The 16,541-nt window shown below is 64.7% G+C and carries 13 protein-coding genes and 1 pseudogene; 6 read left to right on the plus strand and 8 right to left on the minus strand.

The window, feature by feature from the left end; translation table 11 throughout:
* Positions 1–32 precede the first annotated feature (32 nt).
* Both ACFY5D_RS17715 and ACFY5D_RS17720 read right to left on the minus strand, forming a co-directional pair.
* A complete protein-coding gene (locus tag ACFY5D_RS17715; RefSeq protein WP_387532859.1) occupies positions 33–1,259 on the minus strand; it encodes an MFS transporter in 1,227 nt (408 codons plus the stop codon).
* Positions 1,260–1,299: 40 nt separating this feature from the next.
* Entirely contained in the window at positions 1,300–2,187 is an 888-nt protein-coding gene (locus ACFY5D_RS17720; protein ID WP_387532862.1) for a dihydrodipicolinate synthase family protein, read from the minus strand.
* 118 nt (positions 2,188–2,305) lie between these two features.
* Between ACFY5D_RS17720 and ACFY5D_RS17725 the strand changes: the two genes are divergently transcribed.
* Positions 2,306–3,730 (plus strand): PLP-dependent aminotransferase family protein, encoded by a 1,425-nt coding sequence (locus ACFY5D_RS17725; RefSeq protein WP_387532865.1) that lies wholly within the window; start codon positions 2,306–2,308, stop codon positions 3,728–3,730.
* A 15-nt stretch (positions 3,731–3,745) separates the two neighbouring features.
* Here the strand turns inward: ACFY5D_RS17725 and ACFY5D_RS17730 are convergent, their stop codons facing one another.
* The 3 genes from ACFY5D_RS17730 to ACFY5D_RS17740 form a co-directional block, all read right to left on the minus strand.
* Positions 3,746–4,096 (minus strand): lipopolysaccharide assembly protein LapA domain-containing protein, encoded by a 351-nt coding sequence (locus ACFY5D_RS17730; RefSeq protein WP_387532867.1) that lies wholly within the window; start codon positions 4,094–4,096, stop codon positions 3,746–3,748.
* 142 nt (positions 4,097–4,238) lie between these two features.
* Positions 4,239–4,523, minus strand: a complete 285-nt coding sequence (locus ACFY5D_RS17735; RefSeq protein WP_387532870.1) for a putative quinol monooxygenase — start codon at positions 4,521–4,523, stop codon at positions 4,239–4,241.
* 54 nt (positions 4,524–4,577) lie between these two features.
* Complete coding sequence (locus tag ACFY5D_RS17740) at positions 4,578–5,045, minus strand: hypothetical protein (protein WP_387532873.1); 468 nt, start codon at positions 5,043–5,045, stop codon at positions 4,578–4,580.
* Between the two features lie 118 nt (positions 5,046–5,163).
* Between ACFY5D_RS17740 and ilvD the strand changes: the two genes are divergently transcribed.
* From ilvD to ilvC, 4 genes are all read left to right on the plus strand, one after another.
* Positions 5,164–6,867 carry a dihydroxy-acid dehydratase gene (gene ilvD / locus ACFY5D_RS17745; protein WP_387532875.1) on the plus strand — a complete coding sequence of 568 codons (1,704 nt, stop codon included), beginning with the start codon at positions 5,164–5,166 and terminating at the stop codon, positions 6,865–6,867.
* 285 nt (positions 6,868–7,152) lie between these two features.
* Positions 7,153–9,030 carry an acetolactate synthase large subunit gene (locus tag ACFY5D_RS17750; protein WP_387532877.1) on the plus strand — a complete coding sequence of 626 codons (1,878 nt, stop codon included), beginning with the start codon at positions 7,153–7,155 and terminating at the stop codon, positions 9,028–9,030.
* A 6-nt stretch (positions 9,031–9,036) separates the two neighbouring features.
* Positions 9,037–9,555, plus strand: a complete 519-nt coding sequence (gene ilvN, locus ACFY5D_RS17755) for an acetolactate synthase small subunit (protein ID WP_209996406.1) — start codon at positions 9,037–9,039, stop codon at positions 9,553–9,555.
* Between the two features lie 35 nt (positions 9,556–9,590).
* Positions 9,591–10,613: a ketol-acid reductoisomerase gene (ilvC, locus tag ACFY5D_RS17760; protein ID WP_387532881.1), complete on the plus strand. Its 1,023-nt coding sequence runs from the start codon at positions 9,591–9,593 to the stop codon at positions 10,611–10,613.
* A gap of 347 nt (positions 10,614–10,960) precedes the next feature.
* Here ilvC and ACFY5D_RS17765 read toward each other — a convergent pair.
* A pseudogene (locus tag ACFY5D_RS17765) lies at positions 10,961–12,143 on the minus strand (IS110 family transposase); the annotation flags it as partial.
* 422 nt (positions 12,144–12,565) lie between these two features.
* On the minus strand, positions 12,566–13,879 hold the full coding sequence (locus ACFY5D_RS17770) for a glycosyltransferase (RefSeq protein WP_387532884.1): 1,314 nt from the start codon (positions 13,877–13,879) through the stop codon (positions 12,566–12,568).
* 536 nt (positions 13,880–14,415) lie between these two features.
* Between ACFY5D_RS17770 and ACFY5D_RS17775 the strand changes: the two genes are divergently transcribed.
* Entirely contained in the window at positions 14,416–14,913 is a 498-nt protein-coding gene (locus ACFY5D_RS17775) for a universal stress protein (protein ID WP_387532887.1), read from the plus strand.
* 23 nt (positions 14,914–14,936) lie between these two features.
* Here the strand turns inward: ACFY5D_RS17775 and ACFY5D_RS17780 are convergent, their stop codons facing one another.
* Positions 14,937–16,376, minus strand: coding sequence for a glycosyltransferase family 2 protein (locus tag ACFY5D_RS17780; protein ID WP_387532890.1), 1,440 nt, complete (start codon positions 16,374–16,376; stop codon positions 14,937–14,939).
* Between the last annotated feature and the right edge of the window lie 165 nt (positions 16,377–16,541).

The raw sequence follows: 16,541 nt of genomic DNA on the forward strand, positions 1-16,541 counted from the left end.
GTGGCGCCGGGCTTCGCTTGCCTCGCAGGTGTTCACGGCACCGGGTTTCCGTCGCTGCGCCGGTCCACAAATGAACATGCCGCGACGAAGGTCGTCAGGACCATGGCCGCATGCAGGGGGAACAGCGCCGAGTCGGCAATGACCGCTCCTGCGAGGGCCGTCCCGGCGGACCCCGCAGTGATTTTAAGTGCGCCGACCCAGACAAAGACCTGGCCCCGTGAGTTTTGCGGTGCATACTCGCTACGCGCGGCAAGGGTCGCGGCAAAGAAATAGGCGTTGACGATGCCGGCGAGGGCATAGGCGGCGATTGCCAAGCCGAAAGCCGTGGTGAAGGCCACGCACAGCAACGCGCCGGCAACCGTGAAGGCAAGCCGTGTCATGAGTTTGTCGGCGTCCCCTCGTGGCGGGCGGATCATCACGCCGATCGATCCGGCCAGGTTGCCCAGGCCGTATGCGGCGGTGAGGATGGCGGCGGCGGCGGCACCGACCCTGAAATGACCCGTCGAAGCCACCGCGGTGATCGGAAGCACGGCCACCGACAGGGCCACCGCCATGGTCATGTACAGGGTTCGGCGCAGCGGGCCGGTTCCCAGGATCAGCAACAACGTTTGCCCGGGCTTGGGCACTTCGGCCGGATTGGCGGCCCGGGTTCCGCGCGGCAGTTGCCGTACCAGGACGGCGGCAAGCATGGTCCCCGCGGCAAGGATGAGGGCCGCGACGGTCGCCCCGGCCCAGGCCGAGACGGCCGCGACGATTCCCGGGCCGATCGTCCCGCCCATCCCGTAGGTCGCAACGTCCCAGCCCTGGGCCCGGCGTTGGCTCTCCCGACTGTCTCCGGCGATCTCGGGGAGCCGGGAACTGATGCCGCCTGTCAGGAACGGGCCAAACAACCCCGAAGCCATCAGGAACAGCGCCGGCACCAGCGGCCAGGTGAAGGGATAGAGCAGCACCGCCGCGGCGAGCGTTCCGCCGTGCGCGACGCAGGCAAAGGCAATGACGTTGCGTGCATCGGCGGCGGTGTCCAGCCGGCGGGCGACGAACGGCCCCAGCAGGTGCGGTGCCGTGATGCTGGCGCCAAGGAGCCCGGCAAGCCAGCCGGGGCCGCCGCTGGTGGTGACCAGCAGTACGACGGCGACCACGGCGCCGCCGTCCGCCGTCCGCGCCAAGGTCGCGGCGGCCACGTACCTTGCCAGTCCACCGGTGCGCGCGGATCGAGCAGCGGGCGGGACCTTGGCGGTTTCTTGGTTGGGTGCTTTCACGGTGTGATCCATCGAGGTGCGCCGGCGGCGGGCAGCGGGCTCAGCCGTCCAGGCCGCTGAGCTCCAGGGCGGCCCGGACCTCCGAACGGGCTTCCTCGTCAAGGCCCTGCAACGGGCGTGGAAGACCAAAGGCACCGGTGAGTCCCAGTTCCTCCGCAATGGCTGAAACCACGCGAAGACTTCCGTGGGTCTTGAATAGCGCCCAGATGGGATCGGACCTCCGGGAGGTTTCCCGTGCGGTGCCCGCGCTGCCCGCCATGGCGGCGTCGGCGAGTTCCAGGGCGTAGCGGGGGAAGATTCCGGCAATGACCGAATGCCACACGCCGTAGCCCGCCAGCAAGGCCTCGGCCGACTCCCAATCCCCGCTGATGCCGATCGACTGCTCGGGGGAGAAAATGCCGCGAAGCTCGGCGAGGCGCGATGCCGTGGTCCCGGCCGGGGGCGGGGGAACCTTGATGCCGCCGATCCGGGGGAGCCGGGCGATTCGTTCCAGCAGTTCGTCGGTGAAGGAAAACCCCGTGGTGCCGGGGGTGTCGTAGACCAACACCGGCACGGAGGATGCCGAGACGACGTCGCGGTACAGGCCGTAGACCTCGTTGTCGGTGAGCCGGTGGTAGGAGACGGGGGCAAGCAGCAAGGCGGAGGCGCCAGCTTCCTGCGCGTCTTCGGCGTTGGCGATCACGTCGCGGGTGCGCACCGCGCCGATCCCGCACATGACCGATGCATCACCGGCTGACGCGACGGCGGCTTCCAGTGCTTCGTGTCGCTCGTCCCGGGACAGGTAGGGATAGACGCCCGTGGACCCCAGGATGCCGATTGACTTCACGCCGGCGTCGGTGATGCGGCCGACGAGGCCGGCAAGGGCGGCTTGGTCTACGCCGTCTTCCGTCAGTGGCGTCAGCGGGAAGGCGCACAGTCCTTCAAACATGGATGGATCCTCGATCTTCTCTGGTTCCCGCGGTCGGTCGCAGGAACTCCAAGATCTATGCTTGCAAGCAGGATGGACCTAACCTAGATCCAAGATTGTCAATAACGATAGGACCAACGTGGCGACGGCTGAACTTCCCATCACCCTGGACTTCGGCAGCAACTCGCCGCTGACGATCCAGCTGGCGGCACGCCTGCGCACGGCCATCCTTGATGGAACGCTGCGGGCGGAGGACTCCCTGCCGTCCTCGCGCACGCTGGCCGCCGAGCTTGGGGTCTCTCGGGGTGTGGTTGTCAGGGCCTTCGAGCAACTCTCGGGGGAGGGGTACCTCGAAAGCCGCGGTGCGGGAGGAACGCGTGTGGCCGTTCGTCCCGACATCCGGGGCCACGCCCCGGCGGCCACCGCGGCAAGACCGCCGGAAGCGGGAAAGCCGATGCTGGACCTGAGCCCGGGGCGCCCCTCGGGTGCTCCGTTCCTCGACAACGAATGGCGCTCCGCCTGGCGCAAGGCGGTGGCCGAGCCCATGAGTCCACGGCTCCCGCCCGCACTGGGTGTCGACATCCTGCGCACGGCCATCCAAGGGCACCTTGGAACCTCGCGGGGGCTCAACGTGGGTGCCGAGGACGTGATCGTTTCGGCGGGCACCAGCGATGCCCTGCAACTGGTGGTTACCGCACTTCGCCGCCGTTCCCGGATCCCCAGGATCCTCGTCGAGGACCCGGGGTATCCAACGGCCAGGAGGGTGCTGAGTGCGGCAGGGGCCGGCGTGGAGACGCTGCCGGTGGGCGTCGACGGACTGCGGGTCGAGCAGCTCTCCGGCTTGGGGACCCCGCCCGATGCCGTGCTCGTCACCCCGAGCCACCAATACCCCCTGGGCGGGCGCATGCCGATCCAGGAACGCCTGGCCCTGCTGTCCTGGGCCGCGGCAAACAATGTCTTGATCCTCGAAGACGATTACGACAGCGAGTTCCGTCACCGACGGATGCCCCTGCCCACCCTCGCCTCGCTTCCGTCGGAGGCCGACGTGATCCTCGTGGGAACGTTCTCCAAGTCCCTGAGCCCGTGGCTGCGCTGCGGTTACCTCGTCGCACGGGGGAGCTCCGCCCCGCTGCTCAGGCAAACCCGCCGCGACCTCGACTCGCCGGTCCCCGGAATCATGCAGCTCGCGCTTGCCCGCTACATCGACGGCGGAGGACTTGCTCGGCACATCGCCAGGGCCCGCCGCGAGTACGCCCACCGCCGGGCCATCATCCTCGAGCGGCTTGGCGGGCGTGACGACGTGGTGGTGTCAGCCCTTGACGGAGGCCTGCATGCGGTACTGGAACTGCCACCGAGGCTCGACGCCAGCAACCTCGTCTTGCGGGCCCTGGCGCAGGGTGTGCTGGTTCCGGCGCTCGCCGACTACTACGCCGACGGGGCGCGGAAAAATGGGCTGGTGCTCGGATACGGCGCGGTGACGGACCTGGAGCTGGCCCGTGCGCTCGGTGTCCTGCTTTCACTCATCGAGGATGTCGGCGCGGGGAAGGCGCACCTTTCCGATTGACGAACTTCGTGCCGTTCAGCGGCCTCTGCGGCCCTCGCGTTTTGCCGAGGTCCGGGCCCGGCTGCGCAGCTGGATGATGCGAACCGCGCCGGCAATCGCCACCACTGTAGCGCCGGCGACCGCGGCGATGAGCATGGCAATCCCGAGGGGAAGCTGCCCATGGAAGCCCAGGAAATACACGGTGACCCGGTCCTGGTTTTGCACCATGAAGACCACCAGGAACACCAAGACGATGAGGGCGACGAGGGTAAAAGTCCAGACGACGCCGGCACGGGTGCCAACGGCGGGCCGGGCGGGTCCCGCTTCCGGCTTGTTCGACGGAACCTTGGGTTCCTGTCCATGTGGAGTGGGTGGATCTTGGCTCATGATTTCCTCGCTTCCCATCCAGCGGTGAGCACCTTTGCAGAAGGTGCCGTGTGGTCAACGTAGGCGCTTGGCCCGGAGGAGGCAAGGGTGGCTGCCGGGGACGGGCGGATGCTCCCCAACCCGGGATCGGCGGACTGGGCCGCTACGCCGTCTTGGTGTAGATGAGTGCCGGGGCCGCCGTCTCAAGACTTTCGAGCTGAGCGATGGCTTCGATGAAGTGCGGTGTCCGGGTGTGGGCGTCCAGGTGTTCCTGGGTAAGCCAACATTCAACCAACATCAAGTCGCAGGGATCCTCCCGCAGTTGGAGCAGTTCGTAGCTCACGCAACCGGGTTCGGTTCGCGTCCGGGCAACCAATTCGCGGTAGATCGCCAGGACCGCTTCGAGGTTCTCGGGCAGCACGGTGCTGCCAACCAGCACGTTGATCATTGATCTCCTTGGATGCGGGCGCCGGCCGGGAGTTCATTCCCGGGATCGATGGCCCTAGTCGGACTCCGACGCCACGCGTTCGAGCACGTCCATGAAGATGTCCATGAACTCGGCGAAGTCGGCGGCGTCCTCCGCCTGGTCGATGAGCCCGCGGCGGGCGGCGGAACCGTCGCCGGCGGGAATGTCGAGCGTCGGGTGCGCCGGGATGTTGAAGCGGTAAACGCGGCCGGTGCTGGTTCCGACCTCGTAGCTGCCGTCGCTGATCAGCGCCACGTGGGAAACGTTGGTGTTATTTACCGCGACGGCGCGATCGGACGCGGTCATCGTCTTGGGGTTGAGCGGGCAAATGATCAGCTCGGCCGGTTCCCGTCGGTAGCCGATCACCTTGAGCCCCGAGGATCCCGAAGTGCCGGAGGCCGCAACAAGGTTGTAGCTTCCGTAATTGGGGATCTGGCCATCGAAAGCCTTATGCAGCAGGCTCTTGAGGGTGTGGTCGGTGGAATCAACTGGGGGTCTCTCCATGAGGGCCAGTCTATCCGTTGGATGTTTCGAACACATGTCCTGTAAAACAACGGACGAAATATGTCGTCATGCCGTCATGGGTTCGGCGGCACCGCTTGACAGGCCTAGTATTTAGGGCATGAGCCAGGACACAACTCCAGACATCAAACCTCGTAGCCGCGTGGTCACGGACGGCATCCACGCCGCCCCGGCACGCGGCATGTTCCGCGCCGTGGGCATGGGCGACGACGATTTCGCCAAGCCGCAAATTGGCGTTGCGAGCTCATGGAACGAAATTACCCCGTGCAACCTTTCGCTGAACCGCTTGGCCCAGGGTGCCAAGGAGGGCGTTCACGCCGGCGGGGGATTCCCCATGCAGTTCGGCACCATCTCCGTTTCCGATGGCATTTCCATGGGTCACGAAGGCATGCACTTCTCGCTGGTGTCCCGCGAAGTCATTGCAGACTCGGTCGAGGTTGTCATGCAGGCCGAGCGCATCGACGGCTCCGTCCTGCTGGCCGGTTGCGACAAGTCCCTTCCGGGCATGCTGATGGCAGCGGCCCGCCTGAACCTTTCCTCGGTCTTCCTGTACGCGGGATCCATCATGCCGGGCTGGGTCAAGCTGGAGGACGGCTCCGAAAAGGAAGTCACCCTGATTGACGCCTTCGAAGCCGTTGGCGCCTGCGCCGCCGGCAAGATGAGCCTCGAAGACCTCACCCGCATCGAAAAGGCCATCTGCCCCGGCGAAGGCGCCTGTGGCGGCATGTACACCGCAAACACCATGGCCTGCATCGGCGAGGCACTGGGCATGAGCCTTCCCGGCTCCGCCGCCCCGCCATCGGCCGACCGCCGCCGCGACATGTTCGCACGCGCCTCCGGCGAGGCAGTGGTGAACCTGCTGCGCAAGGGCATCACCTCGCGCGACATCATGACCAAGAAGGCGTTCGAGAACGCCATTGCCGTGACCATGGCCTTCGGTGGTTCCACCAACGCCGTGTTGCACCTGCTGGCCATCGCCCGCGAGGCGGAGGTCGACCTGACCCTGGCGGACTTCAACCGCATCGGCGACAAGATCCCGCACCTGGGCGACCTGAAGCCGTTCGGCCGCTACGTCATGACCGACGTGGACAAGATCGGCGGCGTGCCGGTCATCATGAAGGCCCTGCTTGATGCCGGTCTGCTGCACGGCGACTGCCTCACCGTGACCGGCAAGACCGTTGCGGAGAACCTCGCCGAGATCAACCCGCCCGACGTCGACGGCAAGATCCTGCGCGCGCTGGACAACCCGATCCACAAGACCGGCGGCATCACCGTGCTTCACGGTTCGATGGCTCCCGAGGGTGCGGTCGTGAAGTCCGCGGGCTTCGACGCCGATGTCTTCGAGGGAACCGCCCGCGTCTTCGAGCGCGAGCAGGGTGCCCTGGAGGCGCTGGACAACGGCGAGATCCAAGCCGGCGACGTCGTGGTCATCCGCTACGAGGGCCCCAAGGGTGGCCCGGGCATGCGCGAAATGCTTGCCATTACGGGCGCCATCAAGGGCGCCGGCCTGGGCAAGGACGTCCTGCTGCTCACCGACGGCCGCTTCTCCGGCGGCACCACCGGCCTGTGCATCGGCCACGTGGCACCCGAAGCCGTCGATGGCGGACCGATCGCCTTCGTCAAGGACGGCGACAAGATCCGCGTCGACATTGCCGCCCGTTCCTTCGACCTGCTGGTCGACGAGGCCGAGCTTGAGGCGCGCAAGGTTGGCTGGGAGCCGCTTCCGGCCAAGTTCACCACCGGCGTGCTTGGCAAGTACGTGAAGCTGGTCAACTCGGCCTCCACGGGCGCATACTGCGGCTAGGCAACTGCGTAACCGATGGGTGGGCGCGCGATGAAAGCGTCCACCCATCGGACACTTATCTCATATAATGAGATGAAGGGTTCGATTGTTTGACTCCAGAAGCGGCGGCGACCAAACTGGAAACATGCAGATCCGCACCGAAGTACTACTAGTTATCAAGCGCTGAGCTTGAGCCCCTCCAACACCACGGAGGGCTTCGGTGACGCGCAAACCCCATTCGCCGCATAGGCGCCATTGGGGTTTTTTTATGTGCAGAGTAGAAGAGATAGAGAAGGAATAATCCCCATGAGTAACGGAACTCCCGCCAGCGGTCCGCTGACGGCAAAACCCGCCAACCGAAGCAAGGATGCCACTGTCTCTTCCGTCGTGGAAGCGTCGAGCCCCGTCCAGGGCCCGAACAACATCGTTGCTCCCACAGAGATGCTTGGCTCACAAGCCATCGTCCGCACACTGGAAGAACTGGGCGTCAAGGACGTCTTTGGGTTGCCAGGCGGCGCAATCATGCCGACCTACGACTCGCTCATGGATTCGACCAAGATCAACCACATCTTGGTCCGCCACGAACAGGGCTCAGGCCACGCGGCACAGGGTTACGCGATGGTCACCGGGGAGGTCGGCGTTTGCATTGCGACCTCCGGCCCCGGCGCCACCAACCTTGTCACCGCCATTGCCGACGCGCACATGGACTCGGTCCCGATGGTTGCCATCACCGGCCAGGTCCACAGCGCCTTCATCGGCTCGGACGCCTTCCAGGAGGCGGACATCGTGGGCATCACCATGCCCATCACCAAGCACTCGTTCCTTGTCACCAAGGCCGAGGACATCCCACGGATGCTGGCAAGCGCCTTCTACATCGCTTCCACCGGCCGCCCGGGCCCGGTCCTCGTCGACATCACCAAGGACGCACAGCAGTCCAAGATGATGTTCTCCTGGCCGCCGAAGATCGACCTGCCCGGCTACAAGACCGTGGTCCGCGGCCATAACAAGCAGGTCCGCGAGGCCGCAAAGCTCATCGCCGCGTCCAAGCGCCCGGTGTTCTACGTCGGCGGCGGCGTCGTCAAGGGCCACGCCTCGGCGGAGCTCAAGGAATTCGCCGAGCTGGTCGGCGCGCCGGTGGTCACCACCCTGCAGGCCCGCGGCGCGTTCCCGGACTCGCACGACCTGCACGTGGGCATGCCCGGCATGCACGGCTCGGTTTCCGCCGTCACCGCGCTGCAGCAGTCCGACCTGCTGATCACCCTCGGCGCCCGCTTCGACGACCGCGTCACCGGCGTGCTGCACACCTTCGCACCCAACGCCAAGGTCATCCACGCGGACATCGACCCGGCCGAGATCTCCAAGAACCGCACGGCGGACATCCCGATCGTGGGTTCGGTCAAGGAGATCATCCCGGAGCTCACCGAGGCCTGCCGCGCACGCTTCGCCGAGGAGGGCGCGCCGGACCTGACCGACTGGTGGTCCACCATCGGACGCCTGCGCGAGACCTACCCGATCGGGTTCACCCCGACCCAGGACGGGCTTTCGGCCCCGCAGCACGTGATCCAGCGCATCGGCGAACTCACCGGCCCGGAGGCCGTGTACGTCGCCGGCGTGGGACAGCACCAGATGTGGGCCGCGCAGTTCATCAAGTACGAGCGCCCGCACGCCTGGCTGAACTCGGGCGGACTGGGCACCATGGGCTACTCGGTGCCGGCGGCCATGGGCGCGAAGGTCGGCAACCCCGACCGCGTGGTCTGGGCCATCGACGGCGACGGCTGTTTCCAGATGACCAACCAGGAGCTGGCCACCTGCGTCATCAACAACATCCCGATCAAGGTGGCGATCATCAACAACTCGTCGCTCGGCATGGTCCGCCAGTGGCAGACGCTGTTCTACGATTCCCGCTACTCGAACACCGATTTGAACACGGGCCACGGAACCGCGCGCGTCCCGGACTTCGTGAAGCTCGCCGACGCCTACGGTTGTGTCGGCCTGCGCTGCGAACGCGACGAGGACATCGACGCAACCATCAAGCAGGCGCTGGAAATCAACGACCGCCCGGTGATCATCGACTTCGTGGTTTCCCGCGACTCGATGGTCTGGCCCATGGTGCCGTCCGGCGTGAGCAACGACCAGATCCAGATTGCTCGCGGCATGACGCCCGAGTGGGAAGAAGAGGACTAGAAAGTTATGGCACGCCACACTCTTTCCGTACTCGTCGAAGACGTCCCGGGTGTCCTGACCCGCGTGGCAGGGCTCTTCGCCCGCCGCGCGTTCAACATCCACTCCCTGGCCGTGGGCCCCACCGAGGTCCCGGGCATCTCCCGGGTCACGGTGGTCGTCGACGCCGAAGGCGACCTGCTGGAGCAGGTCACCAAGCAGCTGAACAAACTCATCAACGTCATCAAGATCGTTGAGCTCATGCCGGAGGCATCGGTGCAGCGCGACCACATCCTGGTCAAGGTTCGCGCCGATGCGGCAACCCGACTGCAGGTCACCCAGGCCGCAGACCTCTTCCGCGCTTCCGTGGTGGACGTGTCGACCGACTCGCTCATCATCGAGGCCACCGGCAATGCCGATAAGATCAACGCACTGCTCGCGGTGCTTGAGCCGTTCGGCATCCGCGAAATCGTCCAGGCAGGCACCCTTGCCGTGGGCCGCGGGTCCAAATCGATGTCGGACCGTGCCCTGCGCTCCGTATCCGCCTAACCAAAATCTTCACACCGAAACAAGGAGAAATTCCAGTGACTGACATGTACTACGACGACGATGCAGACCTCTCGATCATCCAGGGACGCACCGTCGCCGTTATCGGCTACGGTTCCCAGGGCCACGCCCACGCACTGAACCTGCGCGACTCCGGCGTTGACGTACGCATCGGCCTGAAGGCCGGCTCCAAGTCGATCGCCAAGGCCGAGGCCGAGGGCCTGCGCGTCGTTTCCGTCGCCGAGGCAGTTGCCGAAGCCGACGTCATCATGATCCTCACCCCGGACCAGGTCCAGCGCCACGTCTACAAGGACGACATCGAAGCCAACCTGCAGCCGGGCGACGCCCTGTTCTTCGGCCACGGCTTCAACATCCGCTACGGCTACATCACCCCGCCGGCAAACGTCGACGTTGCCCTCGTTGCACCGAAGGCCCCGGGCCACACCGTGCGCCGCGAATTCGAAGCCGGCCGCGGCATCCCCGACCTGATCGCCGTTGAGCAGGACTTCACCGGCGGCGCCAAGGCCCTCGCCCTGTCCTACGCCAAGGCCATCGGCGGCACCCGCGCCGGCGTCATCGAGACCACCTTCACCGAAGAGACCGAAACCGACCTCTTCGGCGAGCAGGCTGTCCTGTGCGGCGGCGCCTCGCAGCTGATCCAGTACGGGTTCGAGACCCTGACCGAAGCCGGCTACAAGCCGGAAATCGCCTACTTCGAGGTCCTGCACGAGCTCAAGCTCATCGTTGACCTCATGTGGGAGGGCGGCATCGCCAAGCAGCGCTGGAGCGTTTCCGACACCGCAGAGTACGGCGACTACGTCTCCGGCCCGCGCGTGATCACCCCGGAGGTCAAGGAGAACATGAAGGCCGTTCTCGCCGACGTCCAGAACGGCAACTTCGCCAAGCGCTTCATCGAGGACCAGGATGCCGGAGCTCCGGAGTTCCTGGCGCTGCGCGCCAAGGGCGAGGCACACCCGATCGAGGCCACCGGCCGCGAACTGCGCAACCTCTTCTCCTGGAAGACCACCGACGACTACACCGAGGGTTCGGTCGCACGCTAAGGCCCACAAGCCACAGCGAGTGACTGCCGCCAGGTAGTTTTCAATGCTTTGCCCCGATCCGCCGAAAGGCAGGTCGGGGCAAAGTGCTTTGCAAAGGGGCCCGTTGAGGTTCTTGTGGCTGATGCACAGGTTCTGATTGATCCCGCGATTCCATGCGAGACGTTCCTGGGCTCTTGGAAGCTAAACGAACGTGCCGGGGGGCCCCTATCTGGTTCGTCAAGCGTTTTCCCGGGTTTGGGGATGAATTCCTTGAGGTTCCGGAGGGCGTTGTTGAGTGGTCCGGTTCGCATGTTGAATCGGACCACTTGGCGTTTGACGGGTGTTGCCTGGGCGGGCTGGGCTTCGGTCGCGTCGTAGAGTGCCCCGTCGCGCAGCATCGCGAACAGGACGTTGCAGCGGCGCCGGGCCAGGGCGATGACGGCCTGGTTGTGTTTCTTGCCTTCGGCCCGCTTGCTGTCGCAATGGGCCCGGGACCTTTGGTCCTTGCATTTGAGCGCCGCGAACGCCGACAGGAACAACGCTCGCTTGAGCACCTTGTTTCCCTTCCTCGAGGAATGGTCGCCCCGGATGGAGGTCCCGGACCGCCAGGTGACCGGGGCCAGCCCGGCGTAGGATCCCAGGTGTCCTGCGGTCTTGAAGTCCTTGCCGACGACCTCGGTGAGGATGCGTGCTTCGGTCCTGGCACCGACCGCTGGCATGGATGTCAGGAGCTGGTGAAGAGGGTGGGCCTCCACGAGTTCTTCTTTCCTGCGCCAGCACCTCGGCGCGGGCGGCCCTCGTTTGGGCCGGGCCGAGGGCCAGTTGCGGCAGCACGATCCCGGCCGCCGAGGTCCCGGAGACCACCGCGGTTTGCTCGTCCAGCGCCGCGAAGATCTCCGCGGTCCAGCGTTTCCCCGCCCGGGGTGCGTGCTTGCGCATGAGCGTTTCCACCCGCGCCTTCCCGGCCCCCCGCAGGGCGGCCGGGGTCGGGTATTTGGCCGGCAGCTCGGGCATGGCTTGGTGGTCCAGGTGCGGGCCGATGACCCGTTCCAGGGCCGGATGCACCTGGGTCAGCAGCCCGCGGATCCTGTTGGACGTGGCGGTGGCCTGCGTGGCCAGGTCGTCGTCGAAGCCGCAGAGCATCGACAGTTCGGCGACCTGCTCGTCGGCCACCTGAACCGAGCGCAGGGTCTGCGGCAGGGTGCGGGCGGCGTTGGCGATGATGAAGGCGTCGCGGGCATCGGTCTTCGCTTCGCCCGGATGCAGGTCCGCGACCCTGCGCATCGACAGCCCCGGCAGCTATCCGACCGGGATGCCCTCGGCTTGGGCGACGGCGACCGGCAGGGCGCCGATGGTCGCCGGCTGGTCCACCACGAACAGCAGCCGCCCGTGCCGGGCCAGGGAACGGATGATGTCCCGAAGCTTGGATTCGTCCTGCGGCAGGGCCTTGTCCAGGAGCTTCTTCCCGGCCCGGTTCAGGGCCACCGCGTGGTGGTTGGTCTTGCCGACATCGACGCCGATGAAGACGTCGATGGATTCATGGTCGTGGATCAAGATGCACCCTCCGGAAACTTGCCACGTGCCTACGGGTGAAACGAATGCTGGCTTGTCCCTGCGGCGCCAAGGCGCGACATCCACGTTACGACCGACCTGGACGGGTGGTGCCTTGTCCTGGCCCGGCCCCTATTGGCGATATCCCTGGTGCCTATCGAATCCCGGTGACAGCACCCCCCGGATCATTGATGACTGGGGGACTGAATCATGCCGGGACCGACAGGCCAGCGATCCCATCCTCTCGCACGGTGCTCGATTCCGGGGTCACTAAAAAGGTAACGGGGGATTCCGGCGCGGCCCGCAACAACGCCGCCTGGGACAACTCCCGGACCCCGGTCCAAGGCGACTCCGGAGAAACGCTGCCGCGGGTTCAACCCGGAGGCGCGCGCCGTGCGGCTTAGCGGGTTGGACGCACCGGCCTACGCCGTCTTCGCGTGGTCCGGTAGATCCTTCGGGATCCGTGCCGCCGGTGCCGAGACCGTGACGTTGTGGAGAATGATGGCCGTTTCATACCGGCGCCACAATCGGAGCGACAAACCCCGGCAAACGACTCCGGGCGGGAGCTCAAATGTGTGCGTGGATTCCTGCCGACCTGGATCAATTTGAAGGTAGCGGAAGAATCCGATCGACGGATTCCCGGAGAGCGCCACCCGGGCAGGGCGTAAGGCGGGCTTCAGGGACTCGGGATCTACCGGTGTGCCGTTCGCGTTGATCAGATCGAGGCTGACAAGTGCGTTGCTGGGGATGGCGCCGGCGCCGCAGGTCATGTCGACCGTCAACTCCAGCCGGTTCAACGGCTTCGGAAGCGGAAGGTGGATGGCGGTCTTTGCGAGCAGCCTCGGTGCATCCAGCAAGGTTTGCGGGCTGCGGCCCGGGTTTGCCTCCAAGGAAATGCTCCTTGCCACGACGGGGAACGCGGATTCGATGTCTGCGTGGGTTGCCGCAGGATGCGCGTCCATGTCATCCCGCAACATCCCCAGCAGTGCAACCTCATCATCCGCTGCCAACCCGAGGGAGGTGTCTTGGCCCACATGCCGAACCCGGAAGTAACCCAAGTCTCGGGATTCGATGATGACGGAGTCTGGGGGGCCGGGGGCGTCGTTCGGTATGGCACTTGGGGCCACAAGCGTCCCGTCCGCTTCAAACCGGCAGATATTCATCAATCCAGCCGAGAACAGAGGGGAGTGGCATCGCCTGGCATTGTAGTAGGCGCCGTCGACGTAGAGGGCGGTGATCCCCGTGGCAAATGAGACCTGCCTGCCGGCGTTCTCTGGCTTGATGTGCCGGGCGTTCTGGTCGAAGAAGTCGACTGGCAGCAGGTCGTCGTCATCGAGGCTGTAGACGCCGAATGCCTGGGCCGGGTCCTGCCCGGCTTGTTCGAGGATAAGGTAGCGAGCTACGTTCTCCGGCAGCAATGCTGCATGGCCCGGAGAACGGCGGTCGAGAACCAAGAATGGGTAGCTTTCGGCCGCCTCCTCCAGAAGCCGCTGGTACTTCTCCGGGAGGCTGTCGGAATAGGTGACGATGTGCGGGACGTCGTGCCCGTCGATTGCCAGTTCCAACTGGGGCAGGGAATGGTTGAGGAAGATATCCGTCCGCACGTCCAGCCGCTCCTCCGAATAGAGGTAGGACCGGTACTCCTCACGGTTGGAGAACTTCGACCCGTTCGATGCCAGAAATGACGTGGACCTCGGATTGAAGACACTGAAACGCGTTTGGCCGATGAATATCACTCGATTAACTCCCCGGATGTAGGAACGTGCCTCATAGAGTCTACGCGGTGTCGGTGGTCTGACTAACGTGTGAAAGCTGTAAAAGGGCCAGTCACCTGACTTGGGAGCGCATGGTCGAGATCCTCGGGCATTGTTGCCTGCGCTACGTCATTGCCGCTCCGGCGAGAACAGTCACCAGCATTTTCACGCGGTTTCGAAAACACGATTCGCTAGATCATTCCTAATGTCCAATGTAAATGAGGAATGCTGCAGAGCAATCTGGCTCGGTGGAGCCGCGAACCGCCGGGGCGAAGCTGGAACGAACGACGAACGACGAACGCGAATGACTGGATGCTATGGGCTGCGATCCTCCCATGAGCCGTTCTGCCCTGACGTATCCGAGATCATTGACTAACGTCTCACCGTTGTCTCCGTAGGCCATGAAAAAGCCTGGCACACGGTTACTCCCTTGGCTCAGCTGTTCCGCTTACGGATGATAGGGCGGAACATGGTAATCACGGAGTAGTTTCCTGGACACGGGAAGTGAGGAGCGCATCATGAGCAAGGAACCACCGCATGTCGGGGGAGCGGGTCCCATCGTTGCCGGTGCAATGCTGAAACAGCCTCGGCGGGTGGCCCTCGAGGCCCGCGCGTTGGCCGAGTCGCTGGGCAGCGCCTTGGTGTTCGCCTACGTGGAGCCGAATAGCTACATGGTTGAATGGGAGCTGAAGGAAGACATCCGAGGCAATTCCCTGAACCCCAAGGACATCGACGAGGACATGAGCGCCGATGCCGCGGACATCATGCGGATCCTTGACAGCTGCATGGCCGGCAGCAAGGTCGAGTGGTCACTGAAGGTCCTGACAGGGGAGCCGGGCAAAGCCCTTTCCCGGTTGGCCGATGAGCTGCATGCTCGAATGATCGTGGTGGGCACCCGCCACAAAGGTTTCGGCGCACACCTGTCCGAACTTTTCAATGGATCCACGGCCTCGCACGTGATTGCCCACCAAAGCCTGCCTGTGGTTGTGGTTCCCGTGCATCACGAGGACCGCTAGCCGCACAGGTCCTGCAGGCCGGTTCAGTTGCGCTGGTCCAGGCTGAGGTTCCCCTGGACCGTGGCGTAGAGCCTCTTGCCACCGAATTCCGCAGGTAGGCCTTCCTCGGGGGCCAGCAGGCGCCGAGGATTGCCATCGATGCCGTCCAGCCGCAACTGCACATAGAGATCCACGATGACCTTGCCCAAGGAAGCCAATTCGGAAGCGGGCAAGTGAGTCACATGATCTCGGTTGCTCGGACGCAGTTCGAACAGCAGTTGTGTATCCTTGCCACGAGCCCGAGCCAGGAGATGGGCCGACTCGAACTTCGCCTTGGGTTCAAGCTGGACCCGTAGTTCCGCGCCGCCTGGCTGCGGCAGCGCCGCGCGGCAGTTCGGCCGCAATGCCTCCTCGGTGGCGGCCAATCGAAGAAGCCCTTCGACGTCCTGACCGCGGACCAACTCTGATCGCTGGCGGAATGGGAACCCAAGCTGCTCCTCCAAATGCAGGGGTATGTGTTGGCTGACGAAGCGCGCATGGGCCTTTACCCAGCGGTCCCTGACTCTGGGCGACATTCCCCGGAATCGCGCGGGCACGTATGAACGCAGCAGCTTGCGCTGGTACAAATCCAGTACCAGGAGCTCGGCGTGTTTGGCATCGGGGTGGGTGTCCTTGATGATTCGTGCGATTTCCAAGACCGAATCGGTGTACTTTTCGGGGACGGTTCCCTGCGAGCTGATGTTCGTGCCGTTGTCCCGGGTGCGAATGAAGTAGTAGTCGTAGTCGGCGAGGATGGATATCCGTCGGGCGGACAAGTAGCAGCGTGCCAGCATCATGCCGTCTTCGAGCCGGACCTTGCCCAGCGGGAATCGAATGCCGTGTGCGGCAAGGAGTTCTCGGCGGATCAGTTTCTGCGGCGTCAGCGTGGCCATGATCTGGCGGATCGGTGTGTCCACCAAGGTCTTCGCGAACAGTGTGGAGTTCACCCCACGCCCGCCGATGCCGACCATGCGCGGTGCCAGCACGTCCACCTGGTGCTCATCGGCGAAGTCAAGCATTCTGCGCAAGGATTCGGGGCCCATGATGTCGTCCGCATCGCAAAAGAAGATGTAATCGGAGACGCTCGACTCGATTCCGACGTTGCGAGGCTTTCCGGGCCAACCGCTGTTTCGTTGACGTATCACCCGCCAGTTGGGGTGCCGTGCAGCGAAGATGTCCAGCAATTGACCCCCACCATCGGTGGAGCCGTCGTCAACCGCAATTACCTCAAACAATGTGGGGTCCAGGTCCTGGGCGGCCAAGGAGTCAAGCAACACCTGGAGATAGGGCACGGCGTTGAACACTGGTATTACAACGGCAACCCGCGCGGTTTGTGCGCTGGACGTTGGCCCGGTGTCGGATGGAACTATCCGCAGCTGCCCGACCTGTGCGGCGAATTGCTTGAATTTGCGCTGTGCCGAACCAAACTTGTCGGTGATGTCCAACTGGTCTCCTGATCGGGGATTCGGATTCATGCGTTTGCCGTGGTGAAACGGTGCTTCTGGCGGAGCCTTGCCTAGATGATTGATTCCAAGGGTTCAGTGGTCGTAAGCGGTCAATGAGCGCAGCGGATGCCGGCCGATGTTTTGGTTGTGCCAGATGGCCGCGGT

It is taken from the genome of Paeniglutamicibacter sp. NPDC012692 (genome assembly GCF_042901625.1).
Classification (GTDB): Bacteria; Actinomycetota; Actinomycetes; order Actinomycetales; family Micrococcaceae; genus Paeniglutamicibacter.

Excerpts from the sequence above, each read along its gene's own strand:
- ACFY5D_RS17735 (WP_387532870.1), bottom strand. The coding sequence starts at position 4,523 with ATGATCAACGTGCTGGTTGGCAGCACCGTGCTGCCCGAGAACCTCGAA.
- ilvN (WP_209996406.1), top strand. The coding sequence starts at position 9,037 with ATGGCACGCCACACTCTTTCCGTACTCGTCGAAGACGTCCCGGGTGTC.
- ACFY5D_RS17730 (WP_387532867.1), bottom strand. The coding sequence starts at position 4,096 with ATGAGCCAAGATCCACCCACTCCACATGGACAGGAACCCAAGGTTCCG.
- ACFY5D_RS17750 (WP_387532877.1), top strand. The coding sequence starts at position 7,153 with ATGAGTAACGGAACTCCCGCCAGCGGTCCGCTGACGGCAAAACCCGCC.
- ACFY5D_RS17775 (WP_387532887.1), top strand. The coding sequence starts at position 14,416 with ATGAGCAAGGAACCACCGCATGTCGGGGGAGCGGGTCCCATCGTTGCC.
- ACFY5D_RS17740 (WP_387532873.1), bottom strand. The coding sequence starts at position 5,045 with ATGGAGAGACCCCCAGTTGATTCCACCGACCACACCCTCAAGAGCCTG.
- ACFY5D_RS17720 (WP_387532862.1), bottom strand. The coding sequence starts at position 2,187 with ATGTTTGAAGGACTGTGCGCCTTCCCGCTGACGCCACTGACGGAAGAC.
- ilvD (WP_387532875.1), top strand. The coding sequence starts at position 5,164 with ATGAGCCAGGACACAACTCCAGACATCAAACCTCGTAGCCGCGTGGTC.